16 protein-coding genes are annotated in these 16566 nt (G+C 38.9%); 5 read left to right on the top strand and 11 right to left on the bottom strand.

Features of this window, described 5'->3' with window-relative positions; translation table 11 throughout:
• Positions 1 to 77: 77 nt before the first annotated feature.
• Complete coding sequence (locus NOS7107_RS15610; protein WP_015113921.1) at positions 78 to 1667, bottom strand: glycoside hydrolase family 57 protein; 1590 nt, start codon at positions 1665 to 1667, stop codon at positions 78 to 80.
• A 285-nt stretch (positions 1668 to 1952) separates the two neighbouring features.
• Positions 1953 to 3134 (bottom strand): radical SAM family heme chaperone HemW, encoded by a 1182-nt coding sequence (hemW, locus tag NOS7107_RS15605; protein ID WP_015113920.1) that lies wholly within the window; start codon positions 3132 to 3134, stop codon positions 1953 to 1955.
• 249 nt (positions 3135 to 3383) lie between these two features.
• On the opposite strand from hemW, the gene NOS7107_RS15600 reads away from it, so the two are divergent.
• Positions 3384 to 4460: a PIN/TRAM domain-containing protein gene (locus NOS7107_RS15600; protein ID WP_015113919.1), complete on the top strand. Its 1077-nt coding sequence runs from the start codon at positions 3384 to 3386 to the stop codon at positions 4458 to 4460.
• Between the two features lie 124 nt (positions 4461 to 4584).
• Here the strand turns inward: NOS7107_RS15600 and NOS7107_RS15595 are convergent, their stop codons facing one another.
• From NOS7107_RS15595 to NOS7107_RS29700, 8 genes are all read right to left on the bottom strand, one after another.
• Positions 4585 to 6369, bottom strand: coding sequence for a sensor domain-containing diguanylate cyclase (locus tag NOS7107_RS15595; protein WP_015113918.1), 1785 nt, complete (start codon positions 6367 to 6369; stop codon positions 4585 to 4587).
• Positions 6370 to 6788: 419 nt separating this feature from the next.
• Entirely contained in the window at positions 6789 to 7199 is a 411-nt protein-coding gene (locus NOS7107_RS29030) for a hypothetical protein (protein WP_015113917.1), read from the bottom strand.
• A gap of 202 nt (positions 7200 to 7401) precedes the next feature.
• Positions 7402 to 8010, bottom strand: a complete 609-nt coding sequence (locus tag NOS7107_RS15585; protein WP_015113916.1) for an SMI1/KNR4 family protein — start codon at positions 8008 to 8010, stop codon at positions 7402 to 7404.
• A 71-nt stretch (positions 8011 to 8081) separates the two neighbouring features.
• Entirely contained in the window at positions 8082 to 8486 is a 405-nt protein-coding gene (locus NOS7107_RS15580; protein WP_015113915.1) for a type II toxin-antitoxin system VapC family toxin, read from the bottom strand.
• The gene (locus NOS7107_RS15575) at positions 8487 to 8774 is read right to left on the bottom strand and encodes a hypothetical protein (RefSeq protein WP_015113914.1); all 288 of its coding nucleotides are present in this window, start codon (positions 8772 to 8774) and stop codon (positions 8487 to 8489) included.
• Positions 8775 to 8912: 138 nt separating this feature from the next.
• Positions 8913 to 10550: a chaperonin GroEL gene (groL, locus tag NOS7107_RS15570; protein WP_015113913.1), complete on the bottom strand. Its 1638-nt coding sequence runs from the start codon at positions 10548 to 10550 to the stop codon at positions 8913 to 8915.
• Positions 10551 to 10640: 90 nt separating this feature from the next.
• Positions 10641 to 10952 carry a co-chaperone GroES gene (gene groES / locus NOS7107_RS15565; RefSeq protein ID WP_015113912.1) on the bottom strand — a complete coding sequence of 104 codons (312 nt, stop codon included), beginning with the start codon at positions 10950 to 10952 and terminating at the stop codon, positions 10641 to 10643.
• A 542-nt stretch (positions 10953 to 11494) separates the two neighbouring features.
• On the bottom strand, positions 11495 to 11629 hold the full coding sequence (locus NOS7107_RS29700) for a hypothetical protein (RefSeq protein ID WP_301280978.1): 135 nt from the start codon (positions 11627 to 11629) through the stop codon (positions 11495 to 11497).
• Positions 11630 to 12059: 430 nt separating this feature from the next.
• On the opposite strand from NOS7107_RS29700, the gene NOS7107_RS15555 reads away from it, so the two are divergent.
• On the top strand, positions 12060 to 12737 hold the full coding sequence (locus tag NOS7107_RS15555) for a response regulator transcription factor (protein ID WP_015113911.1): 678 nt from the start codon (positions 12060 to 12062) through the stop codon (positions 12735 to 12737).
• A gap of 607 nt (positions 12738 to 13344) precedes the next feature.
• On the opposite strand, the gene NOS7107_RS15550 is transcribed toward NOS7107_RS15555, so the two are convergent.
• Entirely contained in the window at positions 13345 to 14001 is a 657-nt protein-coding gene (locus NOS7107_RS15550) for a DUF3386 domain-containing protein (protein WP_015113910.1), read from the bottom strand.
• A gap of 113 nt (positions 14002 to 14114) precedes the next feature.
• Between NOS7107_RS15550 and NOS7107_RS15545 the strand changes: the two genes are divergently transcribed.
• The 3 genes from NOS7107_RS15545 (at position 14115) to NOS7107_RS27200 (ending at position 16488) form a co-directional block, all read left to right on the top strand.
• Positions 14115 to 14780, top strand: a complete 666-nt coding sequence (locus tag NOS7107_RS15545) for a LuxR C-terminal-related transcriptional regulator (RefSeq protein WP_044500016.1) — start codon at positions 14115 to 14117, stop codon at positions 14778 to 14780.
• Positions 14781 to 14809: 29 nt separating this feature from the next.
• Complete coding sequence (locus NOS7107_RS15540; RefSeq protein WP_015113908.1) at positions 14810 to 15301, top strand: hypothetical protein; 492 nt, start codon at positions 14810 to 14812, stop codon at positions 15299 to 15301.
• A gap of 269 nt (positions 15302 to 15570) precedes the next feature.
• Positions 15571 to 16488, top strand: coding sequence for a hypothetical protein (locus NOS7107_RS27200; protein WP_015113907.1), 918 nt, complete (start codon positions 15571 to 15573; stop codon positions 16486 to 16488).
• The last annotated feature ends 78 nt before the right edge of the window (positions 16489 to 16566 follow it).

Genomic DNA, 16566 nt, shown 5'->3' with positions numbered 1-16566 from the left:
TATTGCTGGTAATATTTTTCTGTTTTTTTACATATCCTAAGTAGAGACGTTGCAATGCAACGTCTCTATCAATCAGTTTACAAAGGACGGTAGACGCGATAGTTAATTTCCGGGAAGATATTATCCATCAATTCGACTTTTTCTAACCAACCGCTATCGATTTTACCGACTTTGACATCATCATAGAGTTTATTAAACCGCATCAGGTGCGATCGCGTGCGGCGTATAGCATAAGGAACCATTGTCCCTGTCCGCATAATAAATGCCCAGTCGGAAGACTGCGCCAGTAAAACTTCCCGTGCTGCTTGGTTGAGCGCTCGCCATTCTAATTCATCCGCAGGTTCCAGTTTCGAGATTTCAATCATCCGTTCTGCGGCTTTGTGCAGATGCTGATAAACCCAAGCATTTGTTTCATTTAACCAATATTCGTGGAAACCTTTGTAACCCCAACTTGATTGGGAAGGACGACAAACTTGCTGTGAAGGTTCTACTCGGAGATAATCTGCCAAGTGGGTCATTTGATATGTACCTTGGTCATACCATGACTTACGGAATAAGTAATCAATGAACCAAGGGCCTTCGTACCACCAATGTCCAAATAACTCTGCATCGTAGGGCGAAACAATAATCGGCGGACGCTGCATAATTCCATAAAGATGTTCCGCTTGCCGTTCGCGGTTATACATAAAGTTAGCCGCGTGTTCTGCGGCTTTTTCCTTCGCCCAATAAGGATCATATAGTGCCTTATCTGATAACCCTAAACCGCGTCCTGTAATTTTATGGTACTTAATCCCCGTGTTTTTTCGCTGACCATTGGGCATGATATAGGGTTTGATGTAATCATATTCAGCCTCCCAGCCTAAATCTTTGTAAAATTCTCGATATTCCGCTGCACCAGGATAGCCCACCTCAGAAGACCATACCTGCTGTGAAGATTCATGGTCTCTGCCAAAAGCTGCAACACCTGTTTCAGTGAAAATCGGCGCATAGCTGCCAAAGCGCGGACGGGGACGAGCGTAGAGAATACCATGTCCATCTGTGAGGAAGTAGCGTAACCCAGCATCTGCCAGCATTCGCTCCAGACCTTCATAGTAGGCGCATTCTGGCAACCAAATACCTTTGGGTGGACGACCGAAGGTTTGTTCGTAGTGTTCGCAAGCTACTTGAATTTGCGCCCACACAGCTTGGGGATACATTTTCATTAATGGCAAATAGCCGTGGGTAGCACCACAAGTAATAATTTCCAAATTATTACTGTCTTGGAATTGCTTAAAAGCAGTGACTAAATCACCTTTATAGCGCTCCCACATCTCCCGCGCTTCGTTAAACTCAGCGGCGTAGTGTTCAGCCAAATAACGAACATGACCGTTTTGAGCATTATGCTCAATTTCTAGTTCTGTAAGTTCCTCTAATTTGGCTAAGTGAGCATCATAGCGTTCTTGCAACAGGGGGTCGCGCAGCATTGACACCAAAGGTGGTGTCATACTCATTGTGATTTTAAAGTCAATGCCGTCTCGCTTTAAGCCTTCAAAAACTTTTAGTAAGGGAATATATGTTTCGGTAATGGCTTCATAAAGCCATTCTTCCTCCAGCACATAGTCACTTTCTGGGTGACGAACGAAGGGCAGGTGTGCGTGAAGTACAAGCGCGACGTAGCCAATAGCCATAGTAATTTTGGGGTGATACTTGTAAATTTAAGGTCGAGGGGTCTAGCAGAAATTAACAATATTTTAAGACCTTCTGGGTATCGTCGTAGCCGGATTGTATAGAGAAAGTTGGATGTGGGAGATGGAATGCAGGGACACAGGGGAGGGGTCGGGGAAATTCTCTGCAACAGTTGACTTTTACTCAAGTCACAGGTGCAGAATAGATTGAATTTAATCCAAATGATACCGTTGCTTTTGTGGATACACGCGATCGCCGTGGCAAAAAGTTAGCAGTCAAATCTGTTGCTAACCTAATTTATTAAATAAATCAGCCAAAACTACATTAGAAAATAAAAATCCTTCTGGGTCAGTTAATTGCAACCTTTCTTCTGCGACTTTTACCCAACCTTTAGCAAAATACTGTTGTAAACATTGAAAAATTTCCGCTATTTTGCCTTCGCCAAATTTTTGCTTTAACAGGGAAACACTTACACCCTCAGCCAAGCGCAAACCCAACATTAAAGTTTCTAACAATACTTCGGCTGGTGGAGTCACCTCACAATCAATTATGCCGCCAGCTTGCACCCATTGATAATATTCCTGAGTTTTGCGCGGGCGTGTGAAGCGTTTTCCGGTTGTGTAACTTGCTGCACCCATCCCAAAACCATAATAAGGGCGGTTTTCCCAATACACTCGATTATGCTGGCACTGATGTCCAGGTTGGGCATAATTAGAAATTTCATAATGGTCATAACCTGCACCAGTCAATACTTGCTGTCCCATCTGGTACATTTTGACGGTAGTTTCATCTGTGGGTAGAGGATTATCACCAGGTTTGTAGTAGCGACCAAAAGCCGTCCCTGGTTCAATGGTTAAATCGTAGATAGATATATGCGTCGGGTTAATAGCTACGGCTTTTGCTAAAGAGTCAGACCATTGATCTAAAGATTGATGTGGCAACCCAGATATCAAATCTATACTGAATTCGGGAATCTCGACTTTGTGAATTAATTCAACAGCTGCAAAGATATCTTTAACTGAGTGCGATCGCCCAGCAACTTTTAACAATTCTTCTTGAAAGGCTTGTACACCTAAACTTACACGATTTACACCCAAATTCTGATAGCCTGAGATATGCGCCAAATCGAATGTTCCTGGATCTACCTCCATTGAAATTTCTACTTGTGGTGCAATCCCAAAACGTCGCTCTAAAGATTCTAATATCTTTGCTAACTGCTGAGTTGACAGCAGCGAAGGAGTACCACCACCAAAAAAGATCGTCTGCAAAGATTGTCCAAAATTAGGGGTAATGGCAATTTCTTGGCATAAAGCTTCCACATATTGGGAGATTGTACCCGATGTTTCACCCCGCAAGCGATCGCCCACAACCGACACCGGGAAGTCACAATAAAAGCACCGCCGTCTGCAAAAAGGTATATGTATATAAGCAGAACAGACAATACCAGAAATATCAAATGCTGATTTCATTTTGAGACATAATTACTTAACTTAACAAACAATTACAAATTGCCAAAATAATCAGTTTGTTTATGGTTTTTTATCGTTTTACAACAAAACTATGCAAAATATTAAAATAAAGGTCTTTAGTTATAATATTTGCAGATATTCCCTGCTTCAAACCTTAGTCTAAGTCAATATTCATGATTGTGTCTTAGCGATGAAATCAAAAGCATTTGACTTTATCGGGTAAAACAATTGCAGGAAAACAAAACAACCATGCTTGATGCCATTATTATTCTCTCATTCATTCTGGCAGCAGCAGGCATAGGTTTCTACAGCACCGATCTGCTACCTGATGGCACCCTAGATCGAGTGACCAACCTAGAAGCTTTACGCCTCACTGTTGCCGTCTTTGCCGCTATTATTGGCGGTGCAGTTGGACTGAGTTTCCAGATTACTTATCGCCGCCTAGAGGCACAAGTCCGCGAAATGCCACTGGAAGTCATCTTAACGCGTGCCATTGGATTAGTCATTGGCTTACTACTGGCAAACTTAATGCTGGCTCCGCTATTTTTGCTACCCATACCACCCGACTTTAGTTTTATTAAACCCTTAGTGGCAGTTGTGGGTAGTATTATTTTAGCCGTTACAGGCATGAATTTGGCAGATACCCACGGGCGAGGATTATTGCGATTAATTAATCCTAATACTGTAGAAACAATGGTAGCAGAAGGTACATTAAAACCTGCAAATACCAAAGTTTTAGATACTAGCTGCATTATTGATGGTCGGATTGAAGCACTACTAGAAACAGGGTTTTTAGAAGGGGCAATCATCGTACCACAATTTGTTTTACAGGAATTACAGCAAGTAGCTGATGCCAGTAAAGACCAAAAGCGGGTGCGAGGAAGACGCGGTTTAGAGATTCTCAACCGCATTAAAGAAGCTTACCCAGACCGCATCTTAATTAACTCCATTGACTACGATGATATTGCGACAGTCGATGCGAAATTAGTCCGCTTTGCTCAAGAAATCAACGCGATATTGCTAACTAACGACTACAACTTGTCGAAAGTAGCCAGCGTGCAGAAAGTCCCCGTGTTGAACGTTAACGATTTAGTTAACGCCGTCCGTCCGACTTATTTACCAGGGGATAACCTCGACCTGAAAATCCTTAAAGAAGGGAAAGAACCAAGTCAAGGTATTGGCTACCTAGATGACGGCACAATGGTTGTTGTGGAAGAAGGGAGTAGTTATGTAGGGGGTGAACTGCGGGTAGTCGTCACCAGCGCCTTACAAACCTCAGCTGGACGCATGATTTTTGCCAAACCCCAAGCTTCAGCTTTAGCGTGAGGGAAATGTCTGGTTCAATCACAATTAAATCATGCACAAGTAGTGCGATCGGTGTAGAGAATCTACACCGATTATTTTTTGATGTTTTATCAGATTTTGCTCAGGTAAGACAGATTATTTGGAATTAGAGTTTTGCAGCACAAACCCACCTATTACGTCCTTGTTCTTTAGCTTTATATAAAGCTTTATCTGCTGCATCAACTAACTCTTGAGCAGAACTTTTAGCTGTTGGTATTTGAGCCGTTACACCTAAACTGATAGTCACAAAATCTTGAGAACTATTTTTTTTCGGATGAGAAATCTTTAATTCTTCAATGGATTTATGAATTAAATTAGTTACTTTAATAGCACCTGATTCATTCGTATTTGGCAAAAGGACGATAAATTCTTCTCCACCATAACGAGCTAGTAGATCCGTAGGACGCTTTAATACAGCTTGTGCTGCACGAGCAACTTTTATTAAGCACTCATCTCCTGCTAGGTGTCCATAATAGTCGTTATAATCTTTAAAATTGTCAATATCAAATAAAACTAAAGATAAATAATTCCCAGTTCGTTGTAGTCGATGCCATTCCCGCTCTAATAATTCATCAAAACAACGACGGTTAGCTATTTTAGTTAGACCATCTAGCTTACTAAGTTTTTCTAACTTAGAATTCGCCAGTGCTAAAGCATGATTTGCTTGAGCTAATTGATTAGCTTGAGAACGGGATTGGTCTAATAATTCTGAATGTTCTAAAGCTACATTAAACTGAGCCGCTAATTGTCGGATAAATTGAATTTCTGACGTATTCCATTCGCGTGAACAACAGCACTGATGAACACATAGTAATCCCCATAAAATTTTTCCTTTCATTAGAGGTACAACAATTTGTGCCTTAATTTGAAATTGCTCTAATACTAGAAGATGACAATCTTTTAGCCCAGCTTGATATATATTTGATAAGACCTGTATACGTCCTTGGTGATAAGCAACTGTATATCTTTTGCCAAAACAATGATCCTTCACTTTGATAGCAATCACCGAATCATAATCAGGTAATACATTCTCAGAGACGAATTCACCAGAGGTATAGTTAGATTTCGTGTCAAATCGAAAAATCCCAACCCTATCTGCACGGAGAGCTTTACGAACTTCTCGTACAGTTGTCTTAAACAAAGTATCTAAATTAAGAGATTCACGAATTTCAGCAACTAAATTAAACAGAATCTCCTGCTGTTGATTCGCTTTATGCAGTTCTGCTGCTTTTTGTTCTGCTTGAGCTAACAATTCTGCTTGTTTAACTGCAAACCCTAACTGCGTTGCAATCTGAGACAGAAACTGTATTTCTAATTTTTTCCATTCATGTGGCTGTGAGTGTTGATAAGCCGCAAGTACTCCCCACAGTTTTTTTCCCACAAAAATTGGTGACGTTGCATAAGCTCGAATATGGAACTGTTCTAAAATTTCTAAATGGCATTGAGACAAGCCTGCTGAGTAGACATCTGAAACCACTAAAGTTTCATTATTACGATAACGTCCACCTTGATGCTCTTGTAAATAAGAGTCATTCCAGACTGTATTTTTTCCTAATGTCTCTACATCATCCCATCCAAGCTCGGCAAACTCAAAATCGCTGACAAATTCTCCACCCCAGTTTTCATAAAAACGATAGACGGCGATCCGCTCAATGCGGAGCAACTTGCAAGTTTCTTTAGTCGCTGTACGAAAAATTGTTTCTAACTCCAGAGAAGCTCGGATTTTGCTAATAACTTTATAAAGCGCCTTTTCTTGCTGTTCTAGTTGCTGAATTTGAACGTTTTTCTCATACAATTGAGTTTTTAAATCACTAACACTAGGCTGTCCTAGAAGTTGACAGAATAAATCAGCAGATAATTTGGTAATGTTATGTAAAATTTTATTTAACATAAAAAGGTAATTTCAATTATTTTTTGTATAAAAAGATAGCTAGATCGCTATATTTACGTAATTATTACCTGATTAAAGCTGATACCAAAGCTTTCTTTCAGTTTAACTTTTCTACAATTTATTCTCTTAAAAGATTCAATTAAAAGTAACAGCATAATAGTTGCTATCTGTTAGCATCATTAGCCAAATATTGCTTATATTTTGGCATATTCTACTTATTGACAAAGACTAACGATTAACTTGATTCGGCGGAAACTGCACACATTGCATTTGAATTTATTAGCACTTACGCATCAAGATTAGTTGTTGAAATTAGGTGTGAGGGTTTTATTTACTCACACTCCAAACCTCTATACCCCTAAACTCTTTGTCTAAAATTTTGATTTTATGTTTCACCACGTCAGTCATGTTTATCTGTGTCAGTGTCGCCTATGATTTTTCGGTGAAAAAACTAAAATTACAAAAAAGCTAAGAATATTAATAGTAGGAAGAATCAAGAATGTGAAGATTAAAGTCAAGATGAGGAGAGAGCGATCGCGCGGTTTATCTGGATGAATAATCTCCTGTTTCAACATTCCATTAATATATCTTCTCTCTATTTTCGTCATTACACATTTATATTGATACTCAACTTCAAATCTTTCATCTTTTACATAATCATTCAACCAATATTCATCACAGCAATAACTATAAAAATCTGCGACTTCATAACTTGATGTTCTATGTTCAACGACTCTGCCTTGAAAATAACGAGTTGATTCTTTTATATTACCTTTATTACCTATAATACTAGTTTTTAAAATGCGATTGTCTGTACGCAGAAATGTCACAGAATCAGCACGAATTGGTTCAAGTGTTAGTTCAGTTTTTAGTTTTTAATACTTCAATTTGTTGTACATCTATACCCAGTAACCAGCGCACAAACTCTGCTGGATATTGTTCTGATAAATATTTACAAGCGTTATCGTAACTCAAGATTTATTTTATTTTTCAATCAACAATAGTATTTAGGTTCTCGGAAAAATCTCGTGTTTAATTGCGCCAAATTTTCATGGGTATATCTTGATATTTCTGGCGGATATATTCTTCTTCTTCGTAAGCAAATTTCGAGTAAATCCCTGAAGTATAACATTCTGCCTCTGCAAGCATCATGTTAGTTAACGTTGGATATATTATGTAAGGATCATCGCCCATTTCCTCAAAATCAACTCTTATTACTGGTGTTGTATCTTTTTGAATTTCGTGAATAAGAACAACATAATAACATTGACCATCAAGGTCTTTTAAAATTGGGAACCATAGAGAATTCCAATTCTGTTTAATAATCAAATTACACTCATCAGTTTCTTCATTTATTGTTGTCATTTCATAATATGTTACCAATGATGTTTCTAATGAGAGAAACACATAATTTCCAAAAAAGCGCCCATATATTTCTTCATCTACCCATACACCATTACCCCATTGATATAGTTCATAAACTTCTTTAGGCAAACGCAAAGGTAATAAACTAGATACTTTTTCTTCTATTTCTGCAAATGTTAGCCCTGGTTGTAAAGATTCAAATTGAGTAAAATCTAAATTACCGTGTTTCTCCAACCAACTCAAGATTCTATCTAAAGCATCTGTTAAAGCTGACATAGCTCCAATTTATTCGTCAAGTTCAATTTGTTAAAATGATAAATTAAAAAATATTTTCAGTAATAATTAACTTAAGAAATTAACCAATTTTCTAAGTGTAAGTTGTTAACTCTGGTTAAATCAGAATCGTGAGAAACTAAAATTAAATTATGAATTATGGCGGTAGCAGCTATCAAGATATCTGCATCCTGAATGATTTTACCTTTGCCTTTTAAATCAGCATGAATTTCTGCGGCTTTTTGAAAAATTAGAATATCATCCAAAAATAAAATTGGATAATCTTGGCAAAATTGTTGAAATAAAGCTAATTTTTTAATGGCATTGCTACTTAACAATCCTCTTTGAATTTCATAGTATGTGATACCACTAATAGCCAGAAATTCACCTTGTCGCCTTATTTCTGTAATTTTCAATCCTATTTGAATGTTTTGTTTTAGTGATGCTGAAACAATATTAGTATCTAATAAATAACCCATTTAACCTCGTTTTACAGCTTCATCAAAAAGTTGCATTTGCTCTGGAGTAAAGTCATTGATCATTCCTGACACTAAATGTAAAGATAAAATACTTTTAACTCGTTTTGTTAATTCTTCTTCAGAAATATTATTAATATCAGGAACAGAACTAGGATCAAAAGTACGATTAATTACTTCAATCATTTGCTCTTTATCTAAATTTTCTTGATAAACAGGATTATTATCTATTAAAGTTTTGACAATTTCAGGTAGTTTTTGAAAGTTAGATTGATAATTAATCAGAGTCATCTTTAAAGTTCCTCAAAATAAGGCAATTTAAATTCTATGTTAGCAGTTAAAATTTCTCTAAAAATATAGTAATTGACAAAAAAAACAGCTACTTCCACAAGGGAGTAGCTGTTTTTTTATTTACTTGACTACAGAGTATTAGTAATCGAAGTCGCCGCCGCCCATGCCAGCGCCAGCAGCAGGAGCAGAATCCTTGGGTTCTGGCTTGTCAACAACGATACATTCGGTTGTCAACACCATACCCGCGATAGAAGCAGCGTTTTGCAGTGCAGAACGAGTTACTTTAGCGGGGTCAACGATACCAGCAGCCAACATATCTACGAATTCGTTTGTAGCAGCGTTGAAACCAACGTTAAATTCTTGTTCTTTAACGCGTTCAGCAATGACAGCGCCATTTTGACCTGCGTTTTCAGCAATTCTCTTCAGAGGTGCTGGTAATGCACGAGAGACAATCAAAGCACCAGTCAACTCTTCATCTTTGAGATTAGCTTTAGCCCACTCTTCGAGTTGAGGAGCGAGGTGAGCCAGAGTTGTACCACCACCAGGAACGATACCTTCTTCTACCGCTGCTTTGGTAGCGTTGATAGCGTCTTCGAGGCGCAGTTTCTTGTCTTTCATTTCGGTTTCGGTGGCTGCACCAACTTTGATTACAGCTACACCGCCAGCCAATTTAGCTAGACGCTCTTGCAGTTTTTCTTTGTCGTAGGAAGATTCGGTTTCGTCCATTTGACGACGAATTTGTTCGATGCGAGCTTTAACACCAACTTCGTTACCTTCAGCAACAATTGTGGTGTTGTCTTTGGTGATGGTGATGCGGCGGGCTTTACCCAAACCATCAAGCTTGGTGTTTTCCAGCTTGAGACCAGCATCTTCGGTGACGAGTTGACCACCAGTGAGGATAGCGATGTCTTCTAGCATAGCTTTGCGGCGATCGCCAAATCCAGGCGCTTTCACAGCAGCTACATTCAACACACCACGTAGGCGGTTAACAACCAAGGTCGCCAAAGCTTCTTTTTCAATATCTTCAGCAATAATTACCAAGGGTTTGCCTTGACGGGCAACTTGCTCAAGAACAGGTACTAAATCTTGTACTAAAGCGATTTTCTTATCGGTCAGCAGTAAATAAGGATCATCAAATACTGCTTCCATCCGTTCAGGATCGGTGGCAAAGTAGGGGGAGATATAGCCTTTGTCAAAGCGCATCCCTTCGGTGATTTCCAATTCGGTGGTCATGGATTTCCCTTCTTCTAGGGAAATTACACCTTCTTTACCCACCTTGTCCATTGCTTGGGCAATCATCTGACCGACTTCATCGTCGTTACCAGCAGAGATAGAACCAACTTGAGCAATAGCTTTGGAATCTTCTACAGGACGAGCGTGTTCAGCAATTTTTTCTACCAAAAAGATGGTAGCTTTATCAATACCGCGCTTCAACAGGATGGCGTTAGCGCCAGCTGCCACGTTCCGCAAGCCTTCTTTCACAATTGCATGAGCCAACACGGTAGCGGTTGTAGTACCATCACCCGCAGCGTCATTGGTTTTAGAAGCAGCTTGACGAATCAAAGCAACGCCAGTGTTTTCAACGTGGTCTTCTAATTCAATTTCTTTAGCGATAGTCACACCGTCATTCACGATTTGCGGTGCGCCGAATTTCTTCTCTAGAACTACGTTACGACCTTTAGGGCCGAGGGTTACAGCTACAGCCTCAGCTAAGATGTCCATGCCTCGCTCTAGAGCGCGACGTGCGTTTTCGTTGTAAATAATGCGCTTTGCCATAGTTGTTAATCTTCCTGTGTCATTTGATTTGTGTCACTTGGCTTTTGTCATTTGTCCAGAGACTATTGACGTTTGACCATTGACTTTCGACTAAGCAACCACTGCTAAAATGTCTTTTTCCGAAAGCAGTACATATTCATCGGTGCCGAGTTTAACGTCTGTGCCAGCGTACTTGGAGTACAGCACTTTGTCGCCAACTTTGACTTCCAACTCTTGACGACTACCGTCTTCGTTACGCTTGCCAGGGCCAAGAGCAACCACTTCCCCTACCTGGGGCTTTTCTTTGGCGGTGTCGGGCAAATATAGACCACCGGCGGTCTTTTCTTCCGAGGCGCTTACTTTCACGAAAACGCGATCGCCCAAAGGTTTAACTGTAGATACGCTTAAAGATACAGCTGCCATAAAATTTTTTCTCCAGAGTTAGCACTCTCAACTCCTGAGTGCTAATTTACCGAAGTAAAGCCTGCAATGGCAACATTTGCTTATGTACGGGTTTCCGAACTAGTGGGAGGAGGCAGGAGGCAGGAGGCTAAAAGACGTTTCAGACTTCAGACTTCCGTAATCGGAGGTTCGCGTAAGTATAAGTACCTAATTAAGTTTAATTTTCTGATTTTCATCAGTAAGTTACGAATATTTTTATATGGTCAACTTTATTTGCAAAGCTTGGAAATTGTTATAGAACAGTAAACAGGGATCTGAATCATGAGTAACAATACCAAGATTCAAAAAACCATCACATCGACACAGGCATTAAACATGTAGACAACAAGAAAACCTTAAGTAATTGTGTAAAAATTTTAGGAATTGCCAAAAATCAGCGACATATTTTTATGTATGCTGACCACACTGTTGCTAACTACGGTTAACAGCAAGTTAGTGGATGTTCTGGGAAGCCTGCCGTTAGCTACTTCAAGAACTAAAACTTGATTAAAAGCTATGAAAGTTTACCCTTCTGCATCTTGACAATTCAAGACAATTGCTTGCCACTTTGTTGTTCTAGACAGATAATGGTTGTCTGCTTGGATGGTGGTGTCTGGTATCGCCAAGCAAATTTGCAAGTTATTGAGAGGATCATCCAAACATACTTGATCGGCATCATGGTGGTAGAAGAATTTGCATTTTTAACCCATCTTTGCCGGAAATTCCCCTACTTGCTTGTTAACATCTGATAAGGCTTCACATCCGCAGGATATAGTAAAGCAGTACGCTGATGAAAGTGCGAGTTGTTATAAAGCTAGGGTCATCTGAAGCCAATACTTACTAGTGAATGGCCGACGATTATTATTTAATCAGTGTTTTTTCACCCACCACTTTCAAAGCGATATATAATAGCGCATTATAATTACTACTGCTCTACGTATCCTTACCGGACTTTTGCCAATGAGCTAGTGGTCTTAAATAAGGTGAGAACCGCTTTTGAGACTTCAAGGAAGCAAAGGCAAGTTAAGTGGGAAAAAAGACAACATCTCGATAAATCCACCATATTAAGGATAACCATTCAAGACCTTGATGGACCGAAGCGCGACAAGTGCCACTGCTATGAAAGAGCCCAGCATGAAAGATCACAAACGCCTTCTACTAATTGATGACGACCCTAACCTCATCTTGCTGGTGAAGGATTACTTGGAATTTAGAGGATATGAAGTCGTCACGGCTGAAAATGGACGTGAAGCTCTGGAAATTCTAGAGCATGACGTTCCAGATATGATCATCTGTGACGTAATGATGCCGGAAATGGACGGTTATACTTTTGTAGAACAAGTCCGGCAAAACGAACGTACCAGTTGGATTCCTGTTCTGTTTTTGTCAGCTAAAGGGCAAAGTGCAGACCGAGTGAAAGGTTTAAATAAAGGTGCTGACGTATATATGGTCAAGCCTTTTGAACCAGAAGAACTTGTTGCACAAGTAGAATCTTCGCTGAAACAAACTATCCGTTGGAAGGAACACCAAGCCAAAGGCGGAGAAAACGGTTCCCGCATTCAAGTTCCCTTCGATGTGCAGTTAACCCCAACCGAACTGAAAGTAGTCCAGTTTGTAGCTAGGGGTTTAGCGAACAGAGAAATTGCTGAAGAATTAAATGTTAGTCAGCGTACCGTTGAAAGCCATGTGTCCAATATGTTGGGCAAAACCAATCTCCACAACCGCACTGAATTAGCGCGGTGGGCGATTGAAAATCAAATGGCTTAAAAGGCTTTCAGCATTCAGCCGTCAGCTTTTTACTGTTTCACTGGCCGCTGATAGCTGAAAGCTTGCTTACATCTGACGAGAGAAATATCTCCTGAGAGTAAATTGAGGTAGATAAAATGCTTCCCGTTGGCAAAGCTGCTTTTAGCCAGTAGAAAAGAAAGCAGCTAAATTCTGATAAAATGCGCCAATCTCAGCAGTAGCGCACCCCATTGAAAAATCCAGTCATCCCAGGATAAGTGACTTCAGCAATTATTACTGCCTAATAGTTATTGAATGCACGGGACAAATGACATGATTGCATCTACCCTCCTTGGGGTAATCCAATTTTGGATTTTAAATTTTAGATTTTGGGTTGGGAATTGTTGTCTGCGTCTAAATTCTTTCAATCCATATATCGGAATCATTTCCTAAATTGGTAGAATTCATGATTTTTATCCTGTGCTGTGGAAGATAGTTCTTTGTGACGCGCATTAGTGCTAAGACATAACAAGAGCGCGAAAATGGTGAATCCTGCAAGTAATTCACTGCATCAATCTACCCAAATATTAAAAGCGATCGCCCTAACATCACCAGGGCGATCGCTTTTAATTTAAACTAATAATTCAGTCTAAGCTGCCGCAGGTTCCAACAACTGAATATTCGAGAAAATAAATTCTTGAATATTTAGATGTCCGTTGGTTTCGGTGCGAATTTCTCGACGGTTGAGAATGAAGTATTTGCCTACTTTTTCATATTCATCGGTGAATTCACTTCTACCACCTTTTTGTTCACCAGTTTTGGGGTCGTGGTAAACAGAATCATAGGTGTGAGACAAGTAACCTTCGCCAGTTTGGTGACTGCTGAAGGTGTTGATGGTCACGAAAATGCCATGAATTTGACGATGAACCAGACAAACTTCGTTGTTGCGGACTTTATATTTATCGCCAGAACCTTTACCACCAACTAAAATCTCGACTGCATCAGTTAAGTCGCTGTCGCCATAGCTAAAGGTGTTTTCGCTGTGGGTAGCTTCAAAGCTGCGACGAATACGGTGAATCGCAATTTCCCAAGCTTGACCGTGGATGGCCTTTTTTACTGCTTCGTCTTCTACTTCCAGAACTTCCGCCTTGAGATCAGCATTGATGATTACTTTACCTGTAGTAACTTTATCGTCATACTTATAGGTAACATCTGCGGTATAACCGGGGAAATTGTTATCCCATGTGTAACGGTTTTCATAAGCAGCCCGGAAAAGTTCCTGAGCAGAGAGTTTGGTAACTGTCATGTGCTTCTCCTAGCGTATCCAGTGATAATAGCGTTTTATTGTTGCTGGTATTAGCATAGAAGTAATTGTTGAGTAGAGCATAGTCCCCAATGGGGTACACTTTGGGTACACTTATGGCTAATTCTCTTCATGCTGTATTTGGTGCGATCGCTACTGTCCGTAATGAGCAAGAGTTACATCTCGCTCTGAAGGCTAAAATTAGCGAGCATTTTGGCGTACAGCATTGGGGTATCTATCTTTTAGATGAAACAGCAGCAACAGAAATTAATATTCCCCCTATTCCCTCTGTATGTTTAGAGGGAAATCCTGTTGGGCGCTATGTAGTTGAGCGTCACGCTCCCGCCCATGAGCAATTGCTATTATCACCAGGAGACTGGAAACATTTTTGTTCTCGTTCTGACCACGAACACGTGATGACTGGGCCAATTGTTTGTGATGGTCAGTTGATTGGTACATTACACTTAGCACGCGATCGCGGCCAGCCTGCTTTTGATGGCAACGATTTAGCTGACTTGAGTGCTGTATGCTTGCATTTGTCAGCCAAAATTGCAACTTTAAGGGCTAAACCTGTAACTTCACCTTTAGTTAGTCGCCTCACACCGCGCGAGTTAGAAATCGCTGAATTGGTGGCGCAAGGTTTAACGAATGCAGAAATTGGGGAAAAACTCTGGATTACACAAAACTCTGTGAAACAGGCTTTAAAGCGGATGTTTCGCAAGCTAGAAGTATCAGCACGGGCGGAAATGGTGGCCAAGTTACAGGATGTTTTGGTTTCGTAGAGTGCGATCGCAAATAATTAAATACTAATATGACTCGCCCGCCAATTCTTCAACCTGGTACAAGCTATACCTTTAGCAAATATTTTGAATTAACTTATGCACCAGCCGATATTCTTGCAGAATTTGATTTTAAATATGAACGCAAGCGGCTGGACTTACCAAGATATGTAGATAAAGTTAATTGTTTAGAATTTTTGACCGGCTATTTGCAAAGAAATTTAACTTACGTTAACCCAATTAGTGAAACTGCAAGACGAGAAGTATTAATTGCACCCACACTACTAGAAATTTGTGCCGAAACTCACGCTCAATTAAATATTGAATATCCTGTTAATGTGAATGAAAAATTAAAAGGAACCTTTGACTATTACATTAACAGTGATGTGGGAATGTTAGTAGTTGAAGCTAAACAATCTGATTTAGGACGGGGCTTTACTCAATTAGCAGTTGAATTAATTGCACTTGACCAATGGATAGAATCAGCAACGCCAATTTTATATGGTGCAGTGACGACAGGATAAGACTGGCGATTTGGAATATTAAACCGTCATGAGAAGATAATTTTGCAAGACTTGAAGCTTTATCTTGTTCCTGAAGAATTGGAAGAATTACTCAGGGTTTTAGTTGGAATTATTGTTACACCTTTAACTTGGTGAATAGTATTGATATGTAATCAGTAAACTTTTTCTAAGAAGTTTAAAACTCATTACATTATTATATACGTGTTGACATTGTATAATTTTATGATATCTTTGTTGAACAGAATAAATCACTTATTCCTTGATAGAAGATGCTATCTGACAGAGATATAGAAACATTTCTTAATAAAGAGATTGTAATTTACCCTTACTCTCCTGAAAAAAATTTAACGCCAGTTGGGTACAATCTTAACCCTGGCAATTTTGTTTATTCTATCAACTTTAAATCTTTGATCGAAAAAACATATAATTCCAAAGGTAAACCTATTTACAAAATTACAAAACATGACACTGTACTAATATTGACACAAGAGGCTGTTTGGGTTTCTAAAAAAATAGGAGGTACTTTTCATTCTAAAGTAGGTATTGTTTCTCTTGGGTTTGGACACATTTCTACTACTCTTGATCCTGGATGGGCTGGGCCTTTATTAATTTCTTTAAATAATCCAACGGATATGGATTTAGAATTGCCAGCAGATAAATCTTTTGTCACGTTAATTTTTTATAAAGTAAGAAGTATCGCTTTAAGGAATCACGACAATGACCCTAGTAGGTCTGATTTATTAAAAATAATCAGTGAAGAAACATTAGGCAAAATTAATACAAGAAATAATAAAATTTTAAACTTAATGAGTAATAATCATATAGAACAAACGCAAAAAGAATTATTGATCAAAGCAGAAGGTATAATTGCTAATCCTTTAGCATATGATGAATTCAAAAAAGTGTATGAACAGCTATCTCAAAATTCTAACATATCCATCATAAATGGGCTTAAAAGGAGTTTTATACAAACTGCTTGGAAATTTTCTTTTAATTTAGCATTAATAATGCTAGAAATTATTTTATTCATTGTTTTATTACTAAAAATAATTGCTATAATTCCTTATTTTAGACAAAAAGAAGTATTGTATATATTTACTAATTTAATCGACAGAAATGGATTTTTAGCTATTTTTGCTCTTTTGATTTCATGTTTACAGCTAAGTGTATCTATGCAAGAAAAATAAATTTATTAAAGTACTTTGATTTGATATATAATGTGAGGCTAGCTTATATCTAATTCAGATTTACTAACTATAAATATA

Origin of the sequence: Nostoc sp. PCC 7107, assembly GCF_000316625.1 — a bacterium.
Classification (GTDB): Bacteria; Cyanobacteriota; Cyanobacteriia; order Cyanobacteriales; family Nostocaceae; genus Nostoc_B.
Note: the sequence above shows the minus strand (reverse complement) of the source record. Positions and strands in the feature narration are given on the sequence as shown.

What these genes read in the sequence shown, in the direction of transcription:
- NOS7107_RS15540 (WP_015113908.1), top strand. Translation starts at nt 14,810, where the DNA reads ATGACTCGCCCGCCAATTCTTCAACCTGGTACAAGCTATACCTTTAGC.
- hemW (WP_015113920.1), bottom strand. Translation starts at nt 3,134, where the DNA reads ATGAAATCAGCATTTGATATTTCTGGTATTGTCTGTTCTGCTTATATA.
- NOS7107_RS15580 (WP_015113915.1), bottom strand. Translation starts at nt 8,486, where the DNA reads ATGGGTTATTTATTAGATACTAATATTGTTTCAGCATCACTAAAACAA.
- NOS7107_RS15585 (WP_015113916.1), bottom strand. Translation starts at nt 8,010, where the DNA reads ATGTCAGCTTTAACAGATGCTTTAGATAGAATCTTGAGTTGGTTGGAG.
- NOS7107_RS15575 (WP_015113914.1), bottom strand. Translation starts at nt 8,774, where the DNA reads ATGACTCTGATTAATTATCAATCTAACTTTCAAAAACTACCTGAAATT.
- groES (WP_015113912.1), bottom strand. Translation starts at nt 10,952, where the DNA reads ATGGCAGCTGTATCTTTAAGCGTATCTACAGTTAAACCTTTGGGCGAT.
- NOS7107_RS15545 (WP_044500016.1), top strand. Translation starts at nt 14,115, where the DNA reads ATGGCTAATTCTCTTCATGCTGTATTTGGTGCGATCGCTACTGTCCGT.
- NOS7107_RS15610 (WP_015113921.1), bottom strand. Translation starts at nt 1,667, where the DNA reads ATGGCTATTGGCTACGTCGCGCTTGTACTTCACGCACACCTGCCCTTC.
- NOS7107_RS15550 (WP_015113910.1), bottom strand. Translation starts at nt 14,001, where the DNA reads ATGACAGTTACCAAACTCTCTGCTCAGGAACTTTTCCGGGCTGCTTAT.
- NOS7107_RS15555 (WP_015113911.1), top strand. Translation starts at nt 12,060, where the DNA reads ATGGACCGAAGCGCGACAAGTGCCACTGCTATGAAAGAGCCCAGCATG.
- NOS7107_RS27200 (WP_015113907.1), top strand. Translation starts at nt 15,571, where the DNA reads ATGCTATCTGACAGAGATATAGAAACATTTCTTAATAAAGAGATTGTA.
- NOS7107_RS15595 (WP_015113918.1), bottom strand. Translation starts at nt 6,369, where the DNA reads ATGTTAAATAAAATTTTACATAACATTACCAAATTATCTGCTGATTTA.
- groL (WP_015113913.1), bottom strand. Translation starts at nt 10,550, where the DNA reads ATGGCAAAGCGCATTATTTACAACGAAAACGCACGTCGCGCTCTAGAG.
- NOS7107_RS15600 (WP_015113919.1), top strand. Translation starts at nt 3,384, where the DNA reads ATGCTTGATGCCATTATTATTCTCTCATTCATTCTGGCAGCAGCAGGC.